Source organism: Streptomyces sp. NBC_01485, from assembly GCF_036227125.1.
Taxonomy (GTDB): Bacteria; Actinomycetota; Actinomycetes; order Streptomycetales; family Streptomycetaceae; genus Streptomyces.
Genome location: NZ_CP109435.1, coordinates 3,423,774 through 3,443,378, shown reverse-complemented (window position 1 = coordinate 3,443,378; position 19,605 = coordinate 3,423,774). Strand labels below are relative to the sequence as shown.

The following is a 19,605-nucleotide window of genomic DNA, read 5'->3' as shown; positions in this document are numbered from 1 at the left end:
AAACGCTCGTCAGGGATCAGTCAGTTCAGTCAGTTCAGTCAGATCAGTCACCGGGGCAGCGTGGAACCGGCGAGCGATCACCGACACGTGGCACATCAGCCAGGAAGACCTGCGGGCCCCGGTTTCACCAACCCGGTCTCGTACGCCAGCACCACCGCCTGCGCGCGGCTGCCGAGGTCGAGCTTGGACATGGTGCGGTTCAGATGCGTCTTGACGGTCGCCTCGCTGATGAACAGATGGTCGGCGATGTCCATGTTCGACAACCCCTGCGCGATCAGCCGGAGCACCTCCACCTCGCGCGCCGTGAGGACCGCCAGATCGGCCGACGGCTCCGCCGCCCGGTTATGGGGGGCGAGAGCCTCGATCAGCCGCCTGGTCACGCTCGGCGCGAAGAGTGTGTCGCCGCCCGCGACCGCCGCCACGGCGGCGAGCAGCCGCTCGGGGCCGGCGTCCTTGAGCAGGAAGCCGGACGCTCCCGCGCGCAGCGCGGCGTAGACGTACTCGTCGAGGTCGAACGTGGTCAGCACCAGGATCCTGGGCGGCGGCCCCGCGCCGTCCGCCCCGGCCAGGATCCGTTCGGTGGCGGTGATGCCGCTCATGCCCGGCATGCGGATGTCCATCAGGACCACGTCGGGGCTCGTCGCCGCCGCCTGCTCGACGGCCTCCGCCCCGTCGGCCGCCTCACCGACGACCTCGATGCCGGGTGCGGCGCGCAACAGCCCCACGAGTCCGGCCCGGATCAGGAACTGGTCGTCGACGACAAGCACCCTCGTCATGTGCGTGTCTCGTCCCCCTGAGGCGTGGCCGACGCCGAGGTGGGCAGCGTCAGCCGGACGCCGAAGCCCCCCTCGGGCCGGGGGCCGATGTCCACCGTCCCGCCGTAGAGCCTTGCGCGCTCGCGCATGCCGATCAAGCCGTGTCCGGCGCCCGGAAGGATTCTGTCCGGATCTGTACGCTGTTTCGCGCCGCCGTCGTCCGTGACGGTCACCGACAGCTGCCGTGCTTCGTACGCGACCACGACGACCGCCCGCGCCGTATGCGCATGCTTGAGTACGTTCGTCAGCGCCTCCTGCACCACTCGGTACGCGCACAGCTCCACGCCCGGTGCGAGCGGGCGTGGCCGCCCGGTGACGGTCAACTCCACCGGTACCCCTGCGGCCCGGATGCGTCCGGCCATCTCGTCGAGCCGACCGAGGCCGGGCACGGAGTCGTACGGAGCCGGGCCCTTGCCGTCGCCGTTGTCGTCGGTGCGCAGGACGGCCAGCATGCGGCGCAGCTCCTCCAGCCCCTCCCGGCTGGTGTCGCTGATCGTGCGCAACGCGTCGTGTGCCGCGCCGGGGTCGGAGCCGAAGACGTATCCGGCCATCCCGGCCTGCACCGAGATCACCGACATGTGGTGGGCGACCACGTCATGCAGCTCGCGCGCTATGCGGCCCTGCTCCTCGGCGACCGCTCGCCGGGCACGTTCCGCCTGCTCACGGCGCAGTTGCTCGGTCAGTAGGGCCAGTTGGTCGCCCCGATCGGCGGACACCTGGGCCGCGTGACCGAACCGGCACATGACCAGAGGGAACACCACCGCTTGCACGGTCACCGTGGCCATGGAACTCGCCTGGGCGCTCAGCCCCGCATACAGCCACACCCCGCCCGTCAGCGCCGCGCAGCCCAGCGCCGTGCGCAGCGAGCGCGCGGCGGCGACGGTGTAGAGCGCCAGCATCGGCGCGAGGCAGTTCACCACCGGCCAGTAGCCGGCGTATATGTAGCCGGCCCACGCGGTGCCTACGATCAGGCAGACGGCGACGGGGGCCCGGCGGCGGGCGGCGACGGGCAGATTGACCAGTGCGGTCAGCGCATAGCCGAAGGAGTCGAGCGGCTCCCAGCCGGGCGGCAGGACCCGCTCGCGCCCGAGCAGCATGCTCGCCACTGCGAAAGCCAGCGCCAAGCCCACGTCCACCAGCCCTCTGTTCCGCAGCACGCGCGCAGAGTAGACCGGCTTGGCGGAGACAGGCATCAACCAGACGTTGTGGCAACGCTATCCGTGCAGACCTTGGGTAGCCGGCACACAGTCGGCACTCTGACCACTCTGACCACTCTGGCCGGGGACGCCGAGAACGCTTCCGGACGTCCCCGGCCAAAGCAGCGGCCGGCTAGGAGTAGCTCAGGTAAAGGTAGGCGTCGCGAGCTCCGCCCTCGCTCCAGTTGACGTCCACGCCGCCGGAGCTGCCGCACTTCGTCTTGTAGCGGTAGGCGCCGTTGTCGAAGTTGACCTCGATCTTCACGCAGCCGCGGTAGCCGTTGTTGTGCAGGTTGCCGGTGACGCGGACACCCCAGTCGTAGTGACACTCGGTGTAGTTGAACGATCCCTGCCGAAGGCTGATGGAGTGGGTGGCGCAAGGGTTGGCGGCGGCTACGGCGGTCGTGGCCGCGGCGGCCTCCGATGCCACCGGGCCGGCGATCACGAGAGCCGCGGCGGTCACTGCCGCCGGTGCGAGCCGTCTGATGAGTTTCATGGATTCGCCCTTCAGTCATCCCACGTAACCAGGAGAAGTCCGAGGTGGTTCAGCGCGTGTTCGCTGTGTGGTATAGGAGGAGAATCACAGAATGTTTTCGCACACGCGTACAGCCGGAGATTGACGTCCCTGGTAAACCTGCGCGGTATCACATACCGGTCGTCCATCCAGAGCGGTAGACGGAATCTGACGGCGGCACAGGGCTCACCCCCACGGCCACCATCATCAGCCGATCACGAGCACCAGCCTGCCTCGTACGCGGCCCTGCTCGCCGGTGCGATGGGCTTCGGCGATCTCGGCGAGCGGGAGCGCAACGGAGCGTGTCATGACCCCGAGGACCCCGAGGACACCGAGGCGCCTGTCCGCCGCCCAGGAAGCCGTGCTCACCGGCGGCAGCGCACTGCTGTGGCTGGCCGCGGGCCTGCTCCTCCACCTGGAGAACCAGGCCAGGGAGCCATGGGACCCGGACTACCCCAGCGAGGGCCCCTTCTTCCTGCCGGCCTGCACGGCGGGGGCGTCACTGCTGCTCACCCGGGCCCTACGCCGACGCACGGGCGACGGGACCGGCCGACTGGCCAGGACCCTCGACGGGGTGATCCAGGCCCGGGCGGTCACGGTGCTCGCGGTATGGGCTGCCCTGCTGATGACGGCGATCATCACCTGACCGAAACCACCTGGAGACCGTGACCCTGGCCGACCCCGGCCGTGGTTCACGCCGAGTCGTTGAGCAGCCGTCCCAGATACTCCCGCCCGCGTCCCAGCAGACCCGGCAGCGGCGCCGCCGCCTCGTACCAGCGTTTCTCGTACTCCCAGCACAGCCACCCGTCCCAGCCGTGCCGCGCCAGCACCTCCACGCACTCGGCGAGCGGCAGCCCCCCGGCGCCCAGCGCCAGCGGGGTGGTGTCCTCGGCCGAGGAGATGTCCTTGACCTGGACGTATCCGAGGTACGGGGACAGCGCCGCGTACGTCTCCTGCGGCTGCTCGCCGCCCAGCCAGGTGTGCATGACGTCCCACAGCGCGCCCACCTGCCGGTGCCCGACCGGCCCGAGGACGCGGATGGCGGCGGCGCCCGTGCGGTGCGAGTCGTGGGTCTCCAGCAGGATGCGTACGTCGCGGTCGGCGGCGTACTCCGCGGCCGTGCCGAGCCTGCGCGCGGCGACGGCGTCGGCGTCCGTCTGCCCGTCGGCCCCGCCCGGGAAGACACGGACGTACGGCGCCCCGAGGTCCACGGCGAGGTCGATCAGCGTCCTGACCTCCTCCACGACCGCCGCGTCGTCCCCGGGAGCCGCGACCCGCGCGTACCCGGCGATCCCCAGCACCTCCACCCCCGCCGCCTCGAACGCGGCGGCCACCCCGGCCCGCTCTTCCGGCCCGATCCCGGGATGAACCGGCTCCTCCGGATGGGCGCGCAGTTCGACCCCGTGGTACCCGTGCGCGGACGCGAGCGCCAGCACCTCCGGTACCGGCAGCCCTGGAACACCGAGGGTGGAGAAGGCGAGCTTCATGGTCCTACTGTCACCCGGTCGGGGGCGCGGGTCCAGTGGGGGCAACTCGACGACCAGGGCCAGGCCTGCCGCACCTCGTCCCCGGCCCAGACCTCACGGTGTCGCCGGTCAGATCCCGCGAGGTGAGATGCCGGGCGGAATCGGTGATGCGGACCACCTCGACGAGTTCGGCCCTCTCGTGAGAGCGAGGGAGTCTCAACTTCTCGGAACCCCCGGAACCCCCGAAGACTCCCTCGGCCCCCCTGAAGACCCCCTCGGCCCCCCTGAAGACCCCCTCGGCACCCCCGAAGACCCCCGCACCATCAACTCCCCCCGCACCGTGGCGATCCCCCCGGGCGGCGGCTCCTCGCGCCCCATGGCGATGCGGCCCGCCCGTGCCCCCGCCTCCGCCAGCGGCAGCCGTACCGTCGTGAGGGCGGGCACCACATCGATGCTGAACGGGAGGTCGTCGAAGCCCGCGACCGACACGTCCTCCGGGATCCGGAACCCCGACTCCCGCAGCGCCGCGCACGCGCCCAGCGCGACGGAGTCGTTGGCGGCGACGACCGCCGTCAGCGACGGGTCGCGGCGCAGCAGTTCCAGCGTGGCCTCGTAGCCCGCGCGCCGGTCGTAGGGGCCGTGCACGGTCCAGCGCGGGTCCTCCTCGATGCCGGCCGCGGCCAGCGCCGCGCGGTGGCCCTCCAGCCGGTGCCGGGTCGTCGTCCGCTCCTCGGGGCCCGCGATGTAGCCGAGCCGCCGGTGGCCGAGGCCGATGAGGTGCTCGGCCAGCTCCCGCCCGCCGCCACGGTTGTCGAAGGTCAGCGCGATCGCCGAGGTCTCCGGCGCCGGGGGCCGCCCGCACAGCACCACCCGCGTCCCCGCCTCCCCCAGCCTGCGCAGCTTCGCCGCCACCGCCGACGCGTGCGGCTCGTCCTCCACGGCCCCGCCGGTCAGCACCACGGCCGCGGCCCGCTGCCGCTGCAACAGGGTCAGATAGGTCAGTTCCCGCTCCGGCGACCCCCCGGTGTTGCAGACCACCGCCAGCCGCTCGCCCCCGGCGCGCCCGCCCGGCCCCCCGATCTCCGACTGGATCGCGCTCGCCATGATCCCGAAGAAGGGGTCGGCGATGTCGTTGACGAGGATTCCCACCAGGTCGGACGTCGCCGCGGCCAGCGCGCTCGCCGGCCCGTTCAGCACGTAGTCCAGCTCGTCGACCGCCCGCAGCACCCGCTCCCGGGTGGTGGCGGCGACGGGATAGTTCCCGTTCAGCACGCGCGACACCGTCGCGGGCGAGACCTGCGCGCGGGCCGCCACGTCCGCCAGGGTCACCGTCATCTACTAGTCCTCCGGTTACGCATATCGTCGTACGTCGTCGTACGCCCTGGTGGTAGACAGCAGCCGGGCTCGGCACGGTTCCGGGCGTGTCGAGCAGACCTTACGGCCCCGCACCCCTGTTGTTCGCCCCCTCGAACAACTCGGGATGGACACGGTCTTGTCCGGACCACCGGTCAGAGGCTAGCTTCTTCTTGCATAGAAAGCGCTTGCTGTAACGCTGATCAGGAAGAGGCGTACGCGGCGCGCACGAACCGCGTACGAAACGCGCAGGCATGCCACCGAGCACGCAGCACGGAGGCATGCCGCGCACGACGCCTACGAAGGGATCGACGTGACACGCAAGACGGTGCGGATCGCCATGAACGGCGTGACGGGGCGCATGGGCTACCGCCAGCACCTCGTCCGCTCCATCCTGGCCCTGCGCGAACAGGGCGGCCTCGACCTCGGCGACGGCACCGTGCTGTGGCCGGAGCCGATCCTCGTCGGCCGCCGCGAGCACGCGCTGCGGGCGCTCGCCGAGCAGCACGGCCTGGACCCGGAGAACGTCTCCACGGACGTCGACGCGGTCCTCGCCGACCCGACCGTCGAGATCTACTTCGACGCCCAGGTGACGTCCGCCCGCGAGGAGGCGATCAAGAAGGCGATCGCGGCCGGCAAGCACGTCTACACGGAGAAGCCGACGGCGACCGGTCTCGACGGCGCCCTGGAACTGGCCCGCCTCGCCAATGCGGCCGGCATCAAGCACGGCGTCGTCCAGGACAAGCTGTTCCTCCCGGGTCTGCTCAAGCTGAAGCGCCTCATCGACGGGGGCTTCTTCGGCCGGATCCTGTCCGTCCGGGGCGAGTTCGGCTACTGGGTCTTCGAGGGCGACTGGCAGGCCGCTCAGCGCCCGTCCTGGAACTACCGCGCGGAGGACGGCGGCGGCATCGTCGTCGACATGTTCCCGCACTGGGAGTACGTGCTCCACGAGCTGTTCGGCCGCGTGAAGTCCGTCCAGGCCATCGCCACCACCCACATCCCGCAGCGCTGGGACGAGAACGACAAGCCCTACGACGCCACGGCCGACGACGCCGCCTACGGCATATTCGAACTCGAGGGCGGCGCGATCGCCCAGATCAACTCCTCCTGGGCGGTCCGCGTGGCCCGCGACGAACTGGTGGAGTTCCAGGTGGACGGCACGGAGGGCTCGGCGGTGGCCGGCCTGCGCAACTGCCGTGTCCAGCACCGCTCCACGACCCCCAAGCCGGTCTGGAACCCGGACATCCCCGCCACCTACTCCTTCCGCGACCAGTGGCAGGAGGTGCCCGACAACGGCGAGTTCGACAACGGCTTCAAGGCCCAGTGGGAACTGTTCCTGCGGCACGTCTACGCCGACGCCCCCTACCACTGGGACCTGCTGGCCGGCGCCCGCGGCGTCCAACTCGCCGAGCTGGGCCTGAAGTCCTCGCTGGAGGGCCGCCGCCTCGACATCCCGGAGGTCACGCTGTGACGATCCAACTCCCGGACTCAGCAGGTGACTTGCGGACATACGAGCCCCGCACGACGCCCCTCCCCCTGACCGCCGGCGCCCCCTTCACCTCCCGTACGGTCTTCTCGGCGGCGCACGTCGTGGCGGACCCGTTCGCGGACGTGTCCCCCGATTCCCCCGCCGCCGTCGACTGGGACGCCACCCTCGCCTTCCGCCGCCACCTGTGGTCCCACGGCCTGGGCGTCGCCGAGGCGATGGACACCGCCCAGCGCGGCATGGGCCTGGACTGGGCCGGCGCGGCGGAGCTGATCCGCAGGTCGGCGGCGGAGGCCAGGTCGGTGGGCGGCCTGATCGCGTGCGGCGTGGGCACGGACCAGCTCACCGCTCCGGCGTCCCTCGCGGAGGTCCGGACGGCCTACGAGGAGCAGCTCGCGCTGGTGGAGGAGTCGGGCGCCCGCCCGATCCTGATGGCGTCCCGAGCCCTGGCAGCGGCGGCGACCGGCCCCGACGACTACCTGGACGTCTACGGCCACCTTCTCCGCCAGTCCGCCGACCCGGTGATCCTGCACTGGCTGGGCCCGATGTTCGACCCGGCGCTGGAGGGCTACTGGGGCTCGTCCGACCTGGACGCGGCGACGGACACGTTCCTGGAGGTCATCGCGGCCCACCCCGACAAGGTGGAGGGCGTCAAGGTCTCGCTCCTGGACGCCCAGCGCGAGATCGACATCCGCCGCAGACTCCCGCAGGGCGTCCGCTGCTACACGGGCGACGACTTCAACTATCCCGAGCTGATCGCGGGCGACGAGAAGGGCTTCAGCCACGCCCTGCTGGGCATCTTCGACCCCCTGGGCCCGCTGGCGGCGGAGGCGGTACGAGTCCTGGACACGGGCGACGTGGCAGGCTTCCGTGAACTCCTCGACCCCACGGTCGAGTTGTCCCGCCACCTCTTCCAGCCTCCCACCCGCTTCTACAAGACGGGCGTGGTCTTCCTGGCCTGGCTGGCCGGCCACCAGTCGCACTTCACGATGGTCGGCGGCCTCCAGTCGGCCCGCTCCCTCCCGCACTTCGCCCGCGCCTACGAACTCGCCGACGGCCTGGGCCTGTTCCCCGACCCGAAGCTGGCGGAGGAACGCATGAAGACCCTGCTGGCCCAGTACGGAGTAACGCAGTGACCACCGACTCTCTGACCCGCTTCAGCATCAACCAGATGACGGTGAAGCAGTTGTCGATGCCCGAACTGGTCGACGCGTGCGTGCAGTTGGGCGTGCCGGCGGTCGGCCTGTGGCGCGAGCCGGTCCAGACGTACGGCGTGGAGGCGACCGCCGAACTGGTCCGCGACGCGGGCCTCACGGTGACGACGCTGTGCCGGGGCGGCTTCTTCACGGCGATCGACCCGGCCGAACGCGCGACGGCCCTGTCCGACAACCGCCGGGCGATCGACGAGGCCGCGGCCCTGGGCACCGAGGTGCTGGTCCTCGTCTCCGGCGGCCTCCCGCCCGGCTCGAAGGACCTGCACGGCGCACGGGAACGCATCGCGGACGCACTGGCGGAGCTGGGCCCCTACGCCGAGAACCACGGCGTGAAACTGGCCATCGAGCCCCTCCACCCCATGTACGCCGCCGACCGCTGCGTGGTCTCCACCCTCACCCAGGCCCTGGACCTGGCCGAACGCTTCCCCGCCCACCAGGTAGGCGTGGCCGTGGACACGTACCACATCTGGTGGGACGACCAGGCCCCGGCCCAGATCGCCCGCGCCGGCGCGACCGGCCGCATCCACACCTTCCAACTCGCCGACTGGACCACCCCGTTGCCCGAGGGCGTTCTGACCGGCCGGGGCCAGATCGGCGACGGCACGATCGACATGCGCGAATGGCAGGCCTACGTGGAGACGGCCGGCTACACCGGCGCGATCGAGGTCGAACTGTTCAACGACGGGCTGTGGGCCCGCGACGGCCGCGAGGTGCTGGCGGAGACGGCGGCCCGGTTCGTGAAGCACACGGCGTAGCGAGTCGTAGCGCGTCGTGGAGGCAGTGTCCGGAGAGGGGCGTCGACCTCTCCGGACACTGCTGTATACGTGACGTATACTTGCCGGATGGCCGACGTGATGATCCGTGTACCCGCCGAAGTCCGTGACCAGCTCGCCGCCGTCGCCGAGGCGCGGGGCACCAGCCTTCGTGCCCTCATGCAGGACATAGCCGCTCAGACGCTGACTCCCGAGCAGATCAGGGAACGGGCCGACCGCACCCGCACGCTGCTCGCCGAGCGCTTCGGGCACCACGTGTCGGACGAGGAGTCCGCCGAGATGCGGCGCAAGATGCGGGAGGCCTCCGCCGCTCACCGCGCCGCCCTGGCCGGGACGGCCGGGACGGAGCCGTCCCCTTGAGCTGGACCGAGCACTACGTACTCGACACCCCCACCCTCCTGGCGATGGGAGGCGACAAGCAGGTCTCCGGACTCATCCATGCCGCTGCCGCCAGCGACGACATGCGCCTGTGGGTACCTGTCCTGTGCCTCTTGGAGGCCGAGCGCCGACGCGCCGGGATCGTCGACCACGCGGGCGTGCTGGTGGACGTACTGCATCTCGTCGGCGACGACCACGCCATGGCGGTGACCATCGCCGAACTGGGCCGCGCGGGCGTCGACTTCGGCGTCTCGGCGGCCGTCCACGCAGCGCGCCCCAACCAGACGCTCCCCATGGGCGGCCTGATCGCCACCGTGACACCGCAACCGTACGAAGGACTCGGAGTCGGCATCATGGACCTGAACCGCTGAGGGTCCGCCCCCGACCGTAGGATCGATTCCCCTGTACGTGCCGCTGTGCACCTTCGACTGGCTCAACCACTTGCTCGCCTGCTCGTTCTGCAACAGCAACCAGAAGCGGAACCGGTTTCCCGGGTCTTCGAAGGTGAGCGGTGCGGGCGAGCCTCCGGGGGTGGGTGGACGTGGCGCGAAAGTGTGACACTCCAGCATGGAAGTGTCACATTTCCACGGGGCGGCCCTGGCTCTCCGCAGCGCGTCGAAGGGGTGCACCGCTCAACTTCGCAGATCCGGTCGGCGACGAGCCTCGCAGGCATTCTCCTCCGAGACCCCGGACTCCGCGCCGGATTCCTGAACCCGAGCTAGCGAAGCCCCTCCTTGACCGCCCCGACGAACTCCGACCATCCGCGCCCCGAGAAGACCACCGCCGGACCGCTGACGGCCTTGCTGTCGCGGACGGGCACACCAGCGTGGCCACGGGCGACTTCGAGGCACTCGTTCCCACTGCCGCCGCTGTGGCTGGACTTGTACCACCCGGTGAGGGTGATGGGCTCACTGCTGGTCATGCGCGTGTTCCTCCGCTACGGACTTGACGAAGGCCAGTGACTCCTGCTGCGGCAACGCTTCACCGAGCACCAGCTCGTACGCCGTCTGACACTCACTCACCCGTGCTCGGCCTTTTACGAGTTGCCCGATGCCAAACCCTTCCATGTAGGCCACCGTGGCCGCCTTCTCGAAGCTCATCAGCGTGAGCAGGCCCTCTTGGATCGCGTACGCCCCGATCCTGTAGGGGAGCACATGGAGCCGCACGCGTCCTTCCTCTGCCAAGTCCGCCATTTTCCATAGCTGTTCGGCCATGACCTTTGGCCCGCCGACCGGGCGTCTGAGCACGGCCTCGTCGAGCAGCGTCCACAGGACGGGACGCGACGAGCCGTTCACTACATCGGCACGCTCCGTTCGAATGACAACTTCCCTGTCAATCTCCTCGGTTGTGTAGTTGGGCCGGTAGGCGCGGAACACAGCCCGTGCGTAGTCGGGGGTCTGGTAGATCCCCGGAATCAAGGTGGGTGCGAACTGCTGGATCATCACCGCTTTTCGCTCAAGCTCGGCGACTGCGGAGAAGTGCCTCGCGTACCGGTTCTCCAACTCCTCCAGCCAGCGGAGGAAGAACCCGTCCGTCCCCAGCGCCCGGTCGATCAGCCTTGCGTCGGCCTGCCTGGGAAGCCGCCTGCCCGCCTCGAAGTGGCTGATCAGAGTGGGAGAGCAGAAGACCTGATCGGCCAGTTCCTCCTGCGTGAGGCCGGCCGCGATGCGCCGCAGTCTCAGCTCCTCCCCGTACTTCTCCCGTTGTGTTCGTGGCGCACGAGGCTTGGTCATGCCGCTGACTCCCAACTTGACAAGCGCGTTGTCAACCTCCAGGTACTGGCAGCGTAGCCACCGTCGACCCCACGCTGTGAGTGATTCGCAACAGAGCGAAGTCGCCGCAGGTGGGAAAGCAGGTTGACGTGACACAACTGACCCGACTCTTCAGGCCGTTCGGGAGGCTCCTGTCCCTGGCGTGGGGACGCCGCCGTACGGAGCCCGCGCCGCCGGTCCGCCCGTACTCGTGCGCGTACGTCAGCGGCCCGACGGGCTACGGCACGGGGGAGCGTCCGGCTGAAGTCGTGCCGCCCGTCGTCCTGGGGATCGGGCTCGGCTCGCTGTTCTGGCCTCGCGTGGGGAGCGACACGTGAGCGCTACGGAACACGAGAAGTCGCCCGCCCGCCTGTTGCCCTGGACGACTCCCGAGGGCAAGCCCTGCTACGTCGTGGGCGACGGGACGGGCTACGTGTGGCGGATGGCGGACGACGTCGAGTGCGTACAACTCGGCATGGCGGACGACCTCCTCGGCCACGCCGGCGCACTCCTCGCGGAACACCGGACGACCGGTGCCGAACTGCGCTACCTCGCACGGCTGTTGGTCGACTCCCTGCGGGACGTCAGGAGGGTGGCGGAGAGCCGGGGAGCACGGCTCGGCGGCCGGAGCGAGGACGCCGACGAAGGCGAGGAACGCGAGGAAGGGGCCGCCCTCCGCCGGGTGTGAGCGGACGGGGCGGCCCCGGTGGCGCATGGCCGGGATCAAGGGGTCAAAGAGGTCACTTGGGGAGGCGGGCCAGCAGCCACGTGCACAGTTCCTCGGTGATGGCCGTGTGCGCGGTGGTCGTGGGAGAGCAGAGGAATTCGTCCAACTCGCTCTCCTCCTGCGGGAGTTCGTCGATCCGCGCGTACAGGTCGTCCTGCCGCTCGACGTCGCGGATCGCGACCGCGCTCACCGACGGGACGAAGCACACCTCCTCGTGCCGCAGATCCACCGTGCCGCCGAGCTTGCGCATCGCGTCGGCGAGGATCTTGTACGTGTGCAGCGTGCCGCCCGGCGCGCCGTCCAGCTCCGGGAAGCCGCTGGTCGTGATGGTGTCATCGGCCTTGGGGAACCTGCGGTTCAGGTAGGCGACCGTCACGTCGTCGCCCTGGGCCTGGGTGTAGAAGGTGGTGCCGGGGTAGATCTGGTCGATCCGCAGCGCGACCTCGCCGGGCAGTACGTCGGGCAGGCCGACCCCGTCCGCGCGGCCGTTGGCGACGGCGATCTTGCGCGGGATCATCGGCCAGCCGCCGAACCGCTCCAGCGCGGCCAGGAAGTGCGTGCGCTCGGGGGCTACGCCGATCTTGCCGGTGTCCTTGTCGTAGTGCCGCCACAGCATCTGGCGCGCGGCCGGGCTGTCCATCTGCCTCGCGAAGTCGTTCGGGAACGGGATGAAGTGCGAGAACGCCTGCACGCCGACCGGGATGGACGCGCCCCGGTGCGGGCTGTCGTACGAGAAGTACAGCTCGGTCTGGTGGTCCATCCGCTGCGTCTCCAGCTTGGCCAGCGCGTAGCGGGTGACGATGCCGCCCATGCTGAAGCCGCCGACGACCAGCCGGGCGTCACCGACACGGCGGCCGATCGCCTCCAGGATGAGGGCCTCGGCCGCCTGCGCGTTGTCCAGGATGGACGCGCTGCGCTCCTCGAAGCCGAGCAGGATCACGTCCCTGCCGCGCCGGCGCAGCTCGCTGACGAACGGGTAGCCGCTCTCCAGCCCCTGGTAGAGCTCGTCGAGTTTGCTGCGGCCGAGGTTGAAGCCGTCGGCCATGATCACGGGCCGGACGAGGCCGCCGGTGTCGTTGCCGTCGCCGGGGAAGACCCAGGCGAAGCCGTTCGGCAGCGGCCATTCCTCGTGTTCCGGTACCTCGACCGGGGTGGCGCGTTCGGCGGTCGGCGCGGCGCCGAGGGTGAACGTACCGACGTTGGGCTCGGTCGTCTCGGACATGGTCGTACTCCTCATGAGACTCGGGGAGGGGTGGGGAGACGACGTCATCATGCGGGGTAATTCGGGCGTATCACCCATTTGAGCTGGGGTGTTCACCACAAATGATGGAATATGCATGGAAATTGTTTAGTGCGTCCGGCATGTGCCGTTGGCCTGTTCTCTTCGCTAACCCGTTCCACGCCGCACGCATACCGAGCGCATGGCGAACTCGCTCGGAACTCACTCCGAAAAATTTCCTGAGGACCGCGCAACCCTTACCGGCTTATGCGTGTCGTACATGGCATCAGGACTTCTGGAGGGGGATCCGGGGGGATCGCGGGGGTTCTGACACGGAGGGGAAAAGCCGAGGGGGCCTGGTCGACGACCAGACCCCCTCGAGGCTTTCTCGAAGCTCTTCCCGCGTTCCCCGTCGGCACTGCGGGAGCTGCTGCTTCCAGGTGCCTGGTCCCCGGGTGTCCAAGTACCAGTCGTTGACGTAACCGGTGCTGATCCCGTTGTCGACCTGCACATTGCGGTGCCGGCGGCCGCCCAGGCTCCGTCAGAAGAAGACCCCGCACCGCAGCAGCACGTTCGCGTACGGCCGCGCCTCACCCGTGCGCACCACCAGTCGCGCCCCCGCCGACAGCCTCTTCAGCTCCTCGTGCGAGACGAACGTCAGCTCCGCGAAGTGCCCCGCCAGCAGTCCGGCCGCCGCCGGATTCGCCTCCCGGACCTCCGCCGCCGCCGTGGCGCCCTCCACGACCAGCTCGGCGAGCAGCCCCTCGACCACCTCCGCGAACGACGGCACCCCCGCCCGGAAAGCGAGGTCCACGACCCGGGGCCCGTCCGGTATCGGCATGCCGGCGTCGCACACCAGCACCCCGTCCCCGTGCCCCAACTCGGCCAGCGCCCCGGAGAGTTGACGGTTGAGAATCCCGGCCTTCTTCACTGGTGGTCGCCTCGCAAGGTCTCTCCGGCCGTCCCCTCCGGGCTGCTTTTCCGGCCGGGGGTCCGGGGGTTGTCCCCCGGGAAGGCACAGCACAGAGCCTCGACCTCCTCCGCCGTCGGGAACGACTCCTGCGCGCCCCGCCGGGTCACCGCCGCCGCCCCGACCCGTGCCGCGTACGCCGCGGCCTCGGCCAGGGACGAGCCCGTGCCCAGCTTCCACGCCAGCGCCGCCGTGAAGGAGTCACCCGCACCCGTCGTGTCCACGGCGTCCACCTTCACCGACGCCACCCGCGCAACGCCCTCCGCCGAGGCGACCAACGCGCCCCGCGAACCCAGCGTCACGACCACCGACTTGGGCCCCTTCGCGAGCAACACCCGTGCCCAGTCCTCGGGTTCCTCGCCTCCCGAAGGACTCCCGCCCGCCTCACCCAGGAGCACCTTCGCCTCGTGCTCGTTGACGATCAGCGGGTCGCACGCCGCCAGCACCTCGGCCGGCAACGGGCGCGGCGGAGACGGGTTCAGCACGAAGCGGCTGCCCGGCGCCAGATCCCGTACGACCTTCACGACCTCCACGACCGTCTCCAGCGGAATCTCCAACTGGGCCGACACCACCCGGGAGGTGTGGAAGAGAGGGGCGGCGGCCCGGACGTCCTCCGGCGTCAGACGCCCGTTCGCGCCCGGCGACACCACGATGCTGTTGTCGCCCGACGGGTCCACGGTGATCAGCGCGACCCCGGTCGGCGCCCCGCCCACCAGGACGCCCACCGTGTCGACCCCGGCCGCCCGCTGCGAGTCGAGCAGCAGCCGGCCGTACGCGTCGTCGCCGACCCGGGCCAGCAGGGCCGTGCGGGCCCCGAGGCGGGCGGCCGCCACGGCCTGGTTCGCGCCCTTGCCGCCGGGGTGGACGGCCAGGTCGCCGCCCAGAACCGTCTCACCGGCACCCGGGCGCCGCTCGACGTCGATCACCAGGTCGGCGTTGGCCGACCCTACGACCAGCAGGTCGTAGTCGTACATGAAGCACTCCTCGCCGATGCCAATGGCCAATGGACCATGGCCAATTGCGAAATGTGACACCTCGGGGGTCAGGTGTCACATGTCAGCCGCTGAACCCCGCCACGTTCCCCTTGGTGACGACCTTCACCGGCACCTTCACCGTCGCCTCGACCTTCTTGCCCCGCAGCGCGTCCAGCGCGTTCCGCACGGCGATCCTGCCCAGTTCGGACGGCTGCTGCGCCACGGATGCGTACAGCGTGCCGTTCTTGACGGCGGTCAGGCCGTCCGGGGTGCCGTCGAAGCCGACGACCTGGACGGACTTGCCGGCCTTGGAGCCCAGCGCCTTGATCGCGCCGAGCGCCATCTCGTCGTTGGCGGCGATGACGCCCTGGACGTCCGGGTGGGCCTGGAGCAGGTTCGACATCACGTCGAGCCCCTTGGTGCGGTCGAAGTCGGCCGGCTGCTGGGCCAGGACCTGGATGCCGGGGTAGGCCTTCAGCCCCTTGGCGAAACCCTCCGCCCGCTCCCGCGCCGCCGATGTGCCCGCCTGCCCCTGGAGGATCACGATCTTGCCGCTGCCGCCCAGCGTCTCGGCGACCGTCTTCGCCGCCAGCTCGCCGCCCGCCACGTTGTCGGAGGCGACCAGCGCGTCCACCGTGGCCTTGTTGACGCCCCGGTCGACCGCGATGACCGGGATCTTCGCCTTGTCGGCGGCGTTCACCGAGTTGCTCGCCGCGTCCGAGTCCACCGGGTTGACGATGATCGAGTCGAAGCCGGAACTGGTGAAGTTCTGCAACTGGTTGGCCTGCTGGGAGGCGTCGTTCTGCGCGTCGGTGACCGTCAGGTCCACGCCCAGCTTCTTCGCCTCCGCCTGCGCGCCCGACTGGATCTGCACGAAGAACGGGTTGTTGAGCGTGGACAGCGCCAGCCCGACCTTCGGGTTCGCCGTCGACGAGGTGCCGCCGTGCAGGAAGGAGGTCGCGCCGACGATCGCCACGGTCACCACGGCCGCGAGCCCGTACGTAGCCGCCTGCTTCCCCTTGCCGCCGCCGAGAGCGCCGCCGAGACCGGCACCCGCCGCCCCCGGGGAGGACCCCGCCTTGCGGCGCACGGTGTCCAGCAGCACGGCCAGCGCGATGACGACGCCGATGACGACCTGCTGCCAGAACGCGGACACGGACAGCAGGTTGAGGCCGTTGCGCAGCACCGCGAGGATCAGCGCGCCGATCAGGGTCCCCGAGGCCTTGCCCGTACCCCCTGCGAGGGACGCGCCGCCGATGACGACCGCGGCGATCGCGTCCAGCTCGTAGCCGTCGGCCGCCTGCGGCTGCGCGGAGGACAGCCGGGAGGCGAGCACGATGCCCGCCGCGGCGGCGAACACACCGGACAGCGCGTAGATCGCGAGCTTCTGCCTCTTCACCCGCAGCCCCGACAGCCGGGCCGCCTCCTCGTTGCCACCGATGGCGTACATCGAACGGCCGATGTACGTCCGGCCGAGCACGAACGCCGCGATGAGCCCCATCACGACCATGACCAGCACCGGCACCGGCAGCCAGCCGCCGAGCGTGTCCCCCAGGTGCGACACCGAGTCGGGGAAGGCGATCGGCGAGCCCTCGGAGATCACCAGCGACAGACCGCGCGCCACCGACAGCATCGCGAGCGTCGCGATGAACGGCGGCAGCTTGCCGTACGCGATGAGGAAACCGTTCACCAGACCGGCCGCGACACCGGTGGCAACGGCGAGTACGACCGCTATGACGACCGGCACGCCCTGCTGCGTCGCGCTCCAGGCCAGCACGGTGGCCGACAGCGCCGCCACCGAGCCGACCGACAGGTCGATGCCCGCCGAGACGATCACGAAGGTCACGCCGAAGGCGAGGATGGCGGTCACAGCCGCCTGGACGCCGACGTTGAGCAGGTTGTCGGTGGTCAGGAAGTCGCCCGACAACGCCGACATGGCGATGACGAGGACGATCAGCGCGGTCAGCGCGCCGTTGTCGAGGAGCAGACGGCGGACCGCCGCGGCGCCACCACCGGCGCCCGTCGTGCTCTCGAGCGTTTCAGCGGCCACTGCCGGCCTCCAGTTCGGTGGTAACGGGGTTGCTTACCGCGAGCGCCATCACGGCGTCCTGCGTGGCCTCGTCGGCCGGGAGTTCGCCGGCGATCCGGCCCTGCGCCATCACCAGGACCCGGTCGCTCATGCCGAGCACCTCGGGCAGATCGCTGGAGATCATCAGGACGGCGGCCCCGGCGGCCGTCAGCTGGTTGATCAGCTGGTAGATCTCGACTTTCGCGCCGACGTCGATCCCGCGCGTCGGCTCGTCGAGGATCAGCACCTTGGTGTCGGCGAGCAGCCACTTGCCGATGACGACCTTCTGCTGGTTGCCGCCGGAGAGGGTGCGCACCTGCTGGCCGAGCCCGGCCATCCGCACGCCGAGCTGCTCGGCGATCCGCGCGGCGGCGACGTGCTGGCCCTTGAGGTCGACGACCCCGCCCCGGGTCGCGGCCCGCATGGTGACGAGCCCGAGGTTCTCCTCGACCGACTGGTCGAGCACCAGCCCCTGACCCTTGCGGTCCTCGGGCACCAGCCCGATCCCGGCCGCCATCGCGGCGCTCACGTCATACCCGCGAAGCCGGTCACCCGCGACCCGCACAGCTCCCCGGTCGTAGGGGTCAGCCCCGAAGACGGCCCGTACCACTTCGGTACGACCCGCGCCGACGAGCCCCGCGACGCCGACGACCTCACCGGCGCGCACCTCGAAACTGACGTCGTGGAAGACGCCGTCCCGCGTCAGCCCCTCGACGGACAGCAGGGCGGCACCCTTCTCGGCACGCGCGCGTGGGTACTGCTGCTCGATGGAACGGCCCACCATGAGCCGTACGAGCTCGTTCTCGGGCGTGGTGGCGGGCACCTGGCCGACGGACTTCCCGTCCCGGATGACCGTGACCCGGTCGCCCAGGGCGGCGATCTCCTCCAGGTGATGCGTGATGAAGACGATGCCCACGCCGTCCTCGCGCAGCCTGCGCACGATGCCGAAGAGCTTCTCGACCTCCTCGGAGGTCAGCACGGCGGTCGGCTCGTCCATGATCAGCACGCGCGCGTTGAGGCTCAGCGCCTTGGCGATCTCGACCATCTGGAGCCACGCGATGCCGAGTTCACGCACGCGCGCGCGTGGCGACACGTTCACCCCGACCCGCTCCAGCAGGACGGCGGCCTCGGCCTCCATCCGCTTCCGGTCGATCATCCCGAAACGGCGCGGCTGCCGTCCCAGGAAGATGTTCTCGGCGACCGTCAGATCGGGGACGAGGTTGAACTCCTGGTAGATGGTGGCGATCCCGAGGCGCTCGGAGTCCTGCGCGCCGTGGATGCGCACCTCCTCGCCACCGGCCAGGATCCGCCCGGCGTCGGGCGTGTAGGCGCCGGAGAGCATCTTGATGAGGGTGCTCTTGCCCGCGCCGTTCTCACCGAGCAGCACATGCACCTCGCCCCGGCGCAGGTCGAAGTCGACGCCGTCGAGCGCGACCACCCCGGGGAAGGTCTTGCGTATGCCTTCGATGCGCAGCAACTCGTCGTGGCTGCTCACGACTTACTCCTGTCCGTTACGGAAGACGGCTCCGAAGACGACTCGGAAGACGACTCGGGGGACGGCTCGGAAGACGACTCGTGAGACGGCTCAGCGGAAGCCGGTTGTCGCCGGGGGGCGGCCTCGCCGCACGAGCGGCGCACGACGAGCCGGGCGGCGAGGGTGACGGACTGCGGGGGCCGCCCCTCGATCCGGTCGACCAGCGCGCGCACCGCGGCCCGCCCCAGCTCGCCCGTGGGCTGCGCGATCGCCGTGACCGGCGGATCGGTGTGCACGAACCACGGGATGTCGTCGAACGCGGCGAGCGCGATGTCGTCCGGAACGCGCAGCCCACGCGCGCGTACGGCGTCCAGCGCGCCCAGGGCCATCAGGTTGTCGGCCGCGAAGACGACCTCGGGCGGCTCGGGCAGGTCGAGGAAGCCCTCGGTGACGCGGCGCCCGCTCTCGGCCTGGAAGTCGCCCTGGCCGATGTAGGCGTCCGGCAGGGGAAGCCCGTACTCGGCCATGGCGGCCCGGAAGGCCTCCACGCGCTCGCTGCCGGTCGTCGTGGCGGCGGGGCCCGCGATGATGGCGAGCCGCCGGTGCCCCAGCCAGTGCAGGTGCGCGACCAGGTCCCGTACCGCCGCGCGCCCGTCCGCCCGCACCACCGGCACGTCCACGCCCGGGATCCACCGGTCGACGAACACCATGGGCGTCCCCCCGCGCGCGGTATCGATGATGAGCGGCGAGCCGCCGTCCGTGGGGGACACCAGGAGCCCGTCGATACGGCGGTCCAGCAGCGTCAGTACGTGGTGGTCCTGAAGATCCGGCCGCTCGTCGGCGTTCCCGATGATCACGCTGTAGCCGAGCGCCCTGGCCTCCTCCTCGACGGAACGGGCCAGTTCGGTGAAGTACGGGTTCATCACGTCGCTGATGACCAGGCCGAGCGTGCGGGTCTGGTCGGTGCGCAGCGACCGGGCGACGGCGTTCGGGCGGTAGCCCAGCGCCTCGACGGCGACCAGCACGCGCGCGCGTGCGTCCGCGCTGACCGACGGATGGTCGTTCAGGACGCGCGACACCGTGGCGACGGAGACCCCCGCCTCGGCAGCGACGTCCTTCATGCTCGCCATCGCCACTCCACCTCCTCGTGGAATCGATTACATGAACGTGTACCGAAGGATTGGAATCGATTACAAGCCCGTGAATCAAGCCTCCGACGCGGCTGAA

Annotated in this window: 20 protein-coding genes and 1 pseudogene; 8 read left to right on the top strand and 13 right to left on the bottom strand. The window is 70.4% G+C overall.

All coding sequences use genetic code 11. The annotated features are described in order from the left end of the window. Positions 1–95 precede the first annotated feature (95 nt). The 3 genes from OG352_RS15770 to OG352_RS15760 all read right to left on the bottom strand — a co-directional run bounded on the left by OG352_RS15770 (position 96) and on the right by OG352_RS15760 (position 2,507). Positions 96–776: a response regulator transcription factor gene (locus OG352_RS15770; RefSeq protein ID WP_329217617.1), complete on the bottom strand. Its 681-nt coding sequence runs from the start codon at positions 774–776 to the stop codon at positions 96–98. Continuing rightward, positions 773–2,008 carry a sensor histidine kinase gene (locus OG352_RS15765; RefSeq protein WP_443072280.1) on the bottom strand — a complete coding sequence of 412 codons (1,236 nt, stop codon included), beginning with the start codon at positions 2,006–2,008 and terminating at the stop codon, positions 773–775. The genes OG352_RS15770 and OG352_RS15765 overlap by 4 nt, the downstream gene beginning before the upstream one ends. Positions 2,009–2,144: 136 nt before the next feature. After that, positions 2,145–2,507, bottom strand: a complete 363-nt coding sequence (locus tag OG352_RS15760; protein WP_329217615.1) for a hypothetical protein — start codon at positions 2,505–2,507, stop codon at positions 2,145–2,147. 325 nt (positions 2,508–2,832) lie between these two features. On the opposite strand from OG352_RS15760, the gene OG352_RS15755 reads away from it, so the two are divergent. Next, positions 2,833–3,171, top strand: coding sequence for a hypothetical protein (locus OG352_RS15755; protein ID WP_329217613.1), 339 nt, complete (start codon positions 2,833–2,835; stop codon positions 3,169–3,171). 46 nt (positions 3,172–3,217) lie between these two features. On the opposite strand, the gene OG352_RS15750 is transcribed toward OG352_RS15755, so the two are convergent. Beyond that, entirely contained in the window at positions 3,218–4,012 is a 795-nt protein-coding gene (locus tag OG352_RS15750) for a sugar phosphate isomerase/epimerase family protein (protein ID WP_329217612.1), read from the bottom strand. A gap of 270 nt (positions 4,013–4,282) precedes the next feature. Next, positions 4,283–5,326, bottom strand: a pseudogene (locus tag OG352_RS15745) (LacI family DNA-binding transcriptional regulator); the annotation flags it as partial. 331 nt (positions 5,327–5,657) lie between these two features. On the opposite strand from OG352_RS15745, the gene OG352_RS15740 reads away from it, so the two are divergent. The 5 genes from OG352_RS15740 to OG352_RS15720 all read left to right on the top strand — a co-directional run bounded on the left by OG352_RS15740 (position 5,658) and on the right by OG352_RS15720 (position 9,566). After that, a complete protein-coding gene (locus OG352_RS15740; RefSeq protein WP_329217611.1) occupies positions 5,658–6,815 on the top strand; it encodes a Gfo/Idh/MocA family protein in 1,158 nt (385 codons plus the stop codon). After that, complete coding sequence (locus OG352_RS15735; RefSeq protein WP_329217610.1) at positions 6,812–7,966, top strand: dihydrodipicolinate synthase family protein; 1,155 nt, start codon at positions 6,812–6,814, stop codon at positions 7,964–7,966. Before OG352_RS15740 ends, OG352_RS15735 begins: the two co-directional genes overlap by 4 nt. A 35-nt stretch (positions 7,967–8,001) precedes the next feature. Then, positions 8,002–8,799 (top strand): sugar phosphate isomerase/epimerase family protein, encoded by a 798-nt coding sequence (locus OG352_RS15730; protein WP_443072481.1) that lies wholly within the window; start codon positions 8,002–8,004, stop codon positions 8,797–8,799. Positions 8,800–8,886: 87 nt separating this feature from the next. After that, positions 8,887–9,177 (top strand): Arc family DNA-binding protein, encoded by a 291-nt coding sequence (locus tag OG352_RS15725; RefSeq protein ID WP_329217607.1) that lies wholly within the window; start codon positions 8,887–8,889, stop codon positions 9,175–9,177. Continuing rightward, entirely contained in the window at positions 9,174–9,566 is a 393-nt protein-coding gene (locus tag OG352_RS15720; protein ID WP_329217606.1) for a hypothetical protein, read from the top strand. The genes OG352_RS15725 and OG352_RS15720 overlap by 4 nt, the downstream gene beginning before the upstream one ends. Before the next feature lie 347 nt (positions 9,567–9,913). Here OG352_RS15720 and OG352_RS15715 read toward each other — a convergent pair whose 3' ends face one another. Both OG352_RS15715 and OG352_RS15710 read right to left on the bottom strand, forming a co-directional pair. Next, entirely contained in the window at positions 9,914–10,117 is a 204-nt protein-coding gene (locus OG352_RS15715) for a DUF397 domain-containing protein (protein WP_329217605.1), read from the bottom strand. After that, a complete protein-coding gene (locus OG352_RS15710) occupies positions 10,104–10,928 on the bottom strand; it encodes a helix-turn-helix domain-containing protein (RefSeq protein WP_329217603.1) in 825 nt (274 codons plus the stop codon). The genes OG352_RS15715 and OG352_RS15710 overlap by 14 nt, the downstream gene beginning before the upstream one ends. A 128-nt stretch (positions 10,929–11,056) precedes the next feature. Here OG352_RS15710 and OG352_RS15705 point away from each other — a divergent pair, with 128 nt between their 5' ends. Further along, positions 11,057–11,284, top strand: a complete 228-nt coding sequence (locus OG352_RS15705) for a hypothetical protein (protein WP_329217601.1) — start codon at positions 11,057–11,059, stop codon at positions 11,282–11,284. Beyond that, positions 11,281–11,634 (top strand): hypothetical protein, encoded by a 354-nt coding sequence (locus OG352_RS15700; protein WP_329217599.1) that lies wholly within the window; start codon positions 11,281–11,283, stop codon positions 11,632–11,634. Before OG352_RS15705 ends, OG352_RS15700 begins: the two co-directional genes overlap by 4 nt. A 52-nt stretch (positions 11,635–11,686) precedes the next feature. Here the strand turns inward: OG352_RS15700 and OG352_RS15695 are convergent, their stop codons facing one another. From OG352_RS15695 to OG352_RS15670, 6 genes are all read right to left on the bottom strand, one after another. Beyond that, on the bottom strand, positions 11,687–12,895 hold the full coding sequence (locus tag OG352_RS15695) for an esterase/lipase family protein (protein WP_329217598.1): 1,209 nt from the start codon (positions 12,893–12,895) through the stop codon (positions 11,687–11,689). Between the two features lie 538 nt (positions 12,896–13,433). Then, positions 13,434–13,823 carry a D-ribose pyranase gene (gene rbsD / locus OG352_RS15690; RefSeq protein WP_329217597.1) on the bottom strand — a complete coding sequence of 130 codons (390 nt, stop codon included), beginning with the start codon at positions 13,821–13,823 and terminating at the stop codon, positions 13,434–13,436. Continuing rightward, complete coding sequence (locus tag OG352_RS15685) at positions 13,820–14,836, bottom strand: ribokinase (protein ID WP_329217595.1); 1,017 nt, start codon at positions 14,834–14,836, stop codon at positions 13,820–13,822. The genes rbsD and OG352_RS15685 overlap by 4 nt, the downstream gene beginning before the upstream one ends. A gap of 82 nt (positions 14,837–14,918) precedes the next feature. Then, the gene (locus OG352_RS15680) at positions 14,919–16,886 is read right to left on the bottom strand and encodes an ABC transporter permease/substrate-binding protein (RefSeq protein WP_329217594.1); all 1,968 of its coding nucleotides are present in this window, start codon (positions 16,884–16,886) and stop codon (positions 14,919–14,921) included. Beyond that, positions 16,876–18,399, bottom strand: a complete 1,524-nt coding sequence (locus OG352_RS15675) for a sugar ABC transporter ATP-binding protein (protein ID WP_329217593.1) — start codon at positions 18,397–18,399, stop codon at positions 16,876–16,878. The genes OG352_RS15680 and OG352_RS15675 overlap by 11 nt, the downstream gene beginning before the upstream one ends. After that, positions 18,396–19,508 (bottom strand): LacI family DNA-binding transcriptional regulator, encoded by a 1,113-nt coding sequence (locus OG352_RS15670; RefSeq protein WP_329217592.1) that lies wholly within the window; start codon positions 19,506–19,508, stop codon positions 18,396–18,398. Before OG352_RS15670 ends, OG352_RS15675 begins: the two co-directional genes overlap by 4 nt. Positions 19,509–19,605 lie beyond the last annotated feature (97 nt).

Bases quoted from the DNA above. Each gene is read 5' to 3' on its own strand.
- OG352_RS15670 (WP_329217592.1), bottom strand. From the start codon at position 19,508: ATGGCGAGCATGAAGGACGTCGCTGCCGAGGCGGGGGTCTCCGTCGCC.
- OG352_RS15715 (WP_329217605.1), bottom strand. From the start codon at position 10,117: ATGACCAGCAGTGAGCCCATCACCCTCACCGGGTGGTACAAGTCCAGC.
- OG352_RS15685 (WP_329217595.1), bottom strand. From the start codon at position 14,836: ATGTACGACTACGACCTGCTGGTCGTAGGGTCGGCCAACGCCGACCTG.
- OG352_RS15765 (WP_443072280.1), bottom strand. From the start codon at position 2,008: ATGCCTGTCTCCGCCAAGCCGGTCTACTCTGCGCGCGTGCTGCGGAAC.
- OG352_RS15730 (WP_443072481.1), top strand. From the start codon at position 8,002: ATGACGGTGAAGCAGTTGTCGATGCCCGAACTGGTCGACGCGTGCGTG.
- OG352_RS15725 (WP_329217607.1), top strand. From the start codon at position 8,887: ATGGCCGACGTGATGATCCGTGTACCCGCCGAAGTCCGTGACCAGCTC.
- OG352_RS15770 (WP_329217617.1), bottom strand. From the start codon at position 776: ATGACGAGGGTGCTTGTCGTCGACGACCAGTTCCTGATCCGGGCCGGA.
- OG352_RS15695 (WP_329217598.1), bottom strand. From the start codon at position 12,895: ATGTCCGAGACGACCGAGCCCAACGTCGGTACGTTCACCCTCGGCGCC.
- OG352_RS15710 (WP_329217603.1), bottom strand. From the start codon at position 10,928: ATGACCAAGCCTCGTGCGCCACGAACACAACGGGAGAAGTACGGGGAG.
- OG352_RS15760 (WP_329217615.1), bottom strand. From the start codon at position 2,507: ATGAAACTCATCAGACGGCTCGCACCGGCGGCAGTGACCGCCGCGGCT.
- OG352_RS15750 (WP_329217612.1), bottom strand. From the start codon at position 4,012: ATGAAGCTCGCCTTCTCCACCCTCGGTGTTCCAGGGCTGCCGGTACCG.
- OG352_RS15755 (WP_329217613.1), top strand. From the start codon at position 2,833: ATGACCCCGAGGACCCCGAGGACACCGAGGCGCCTGTCCGCCGCCCAG.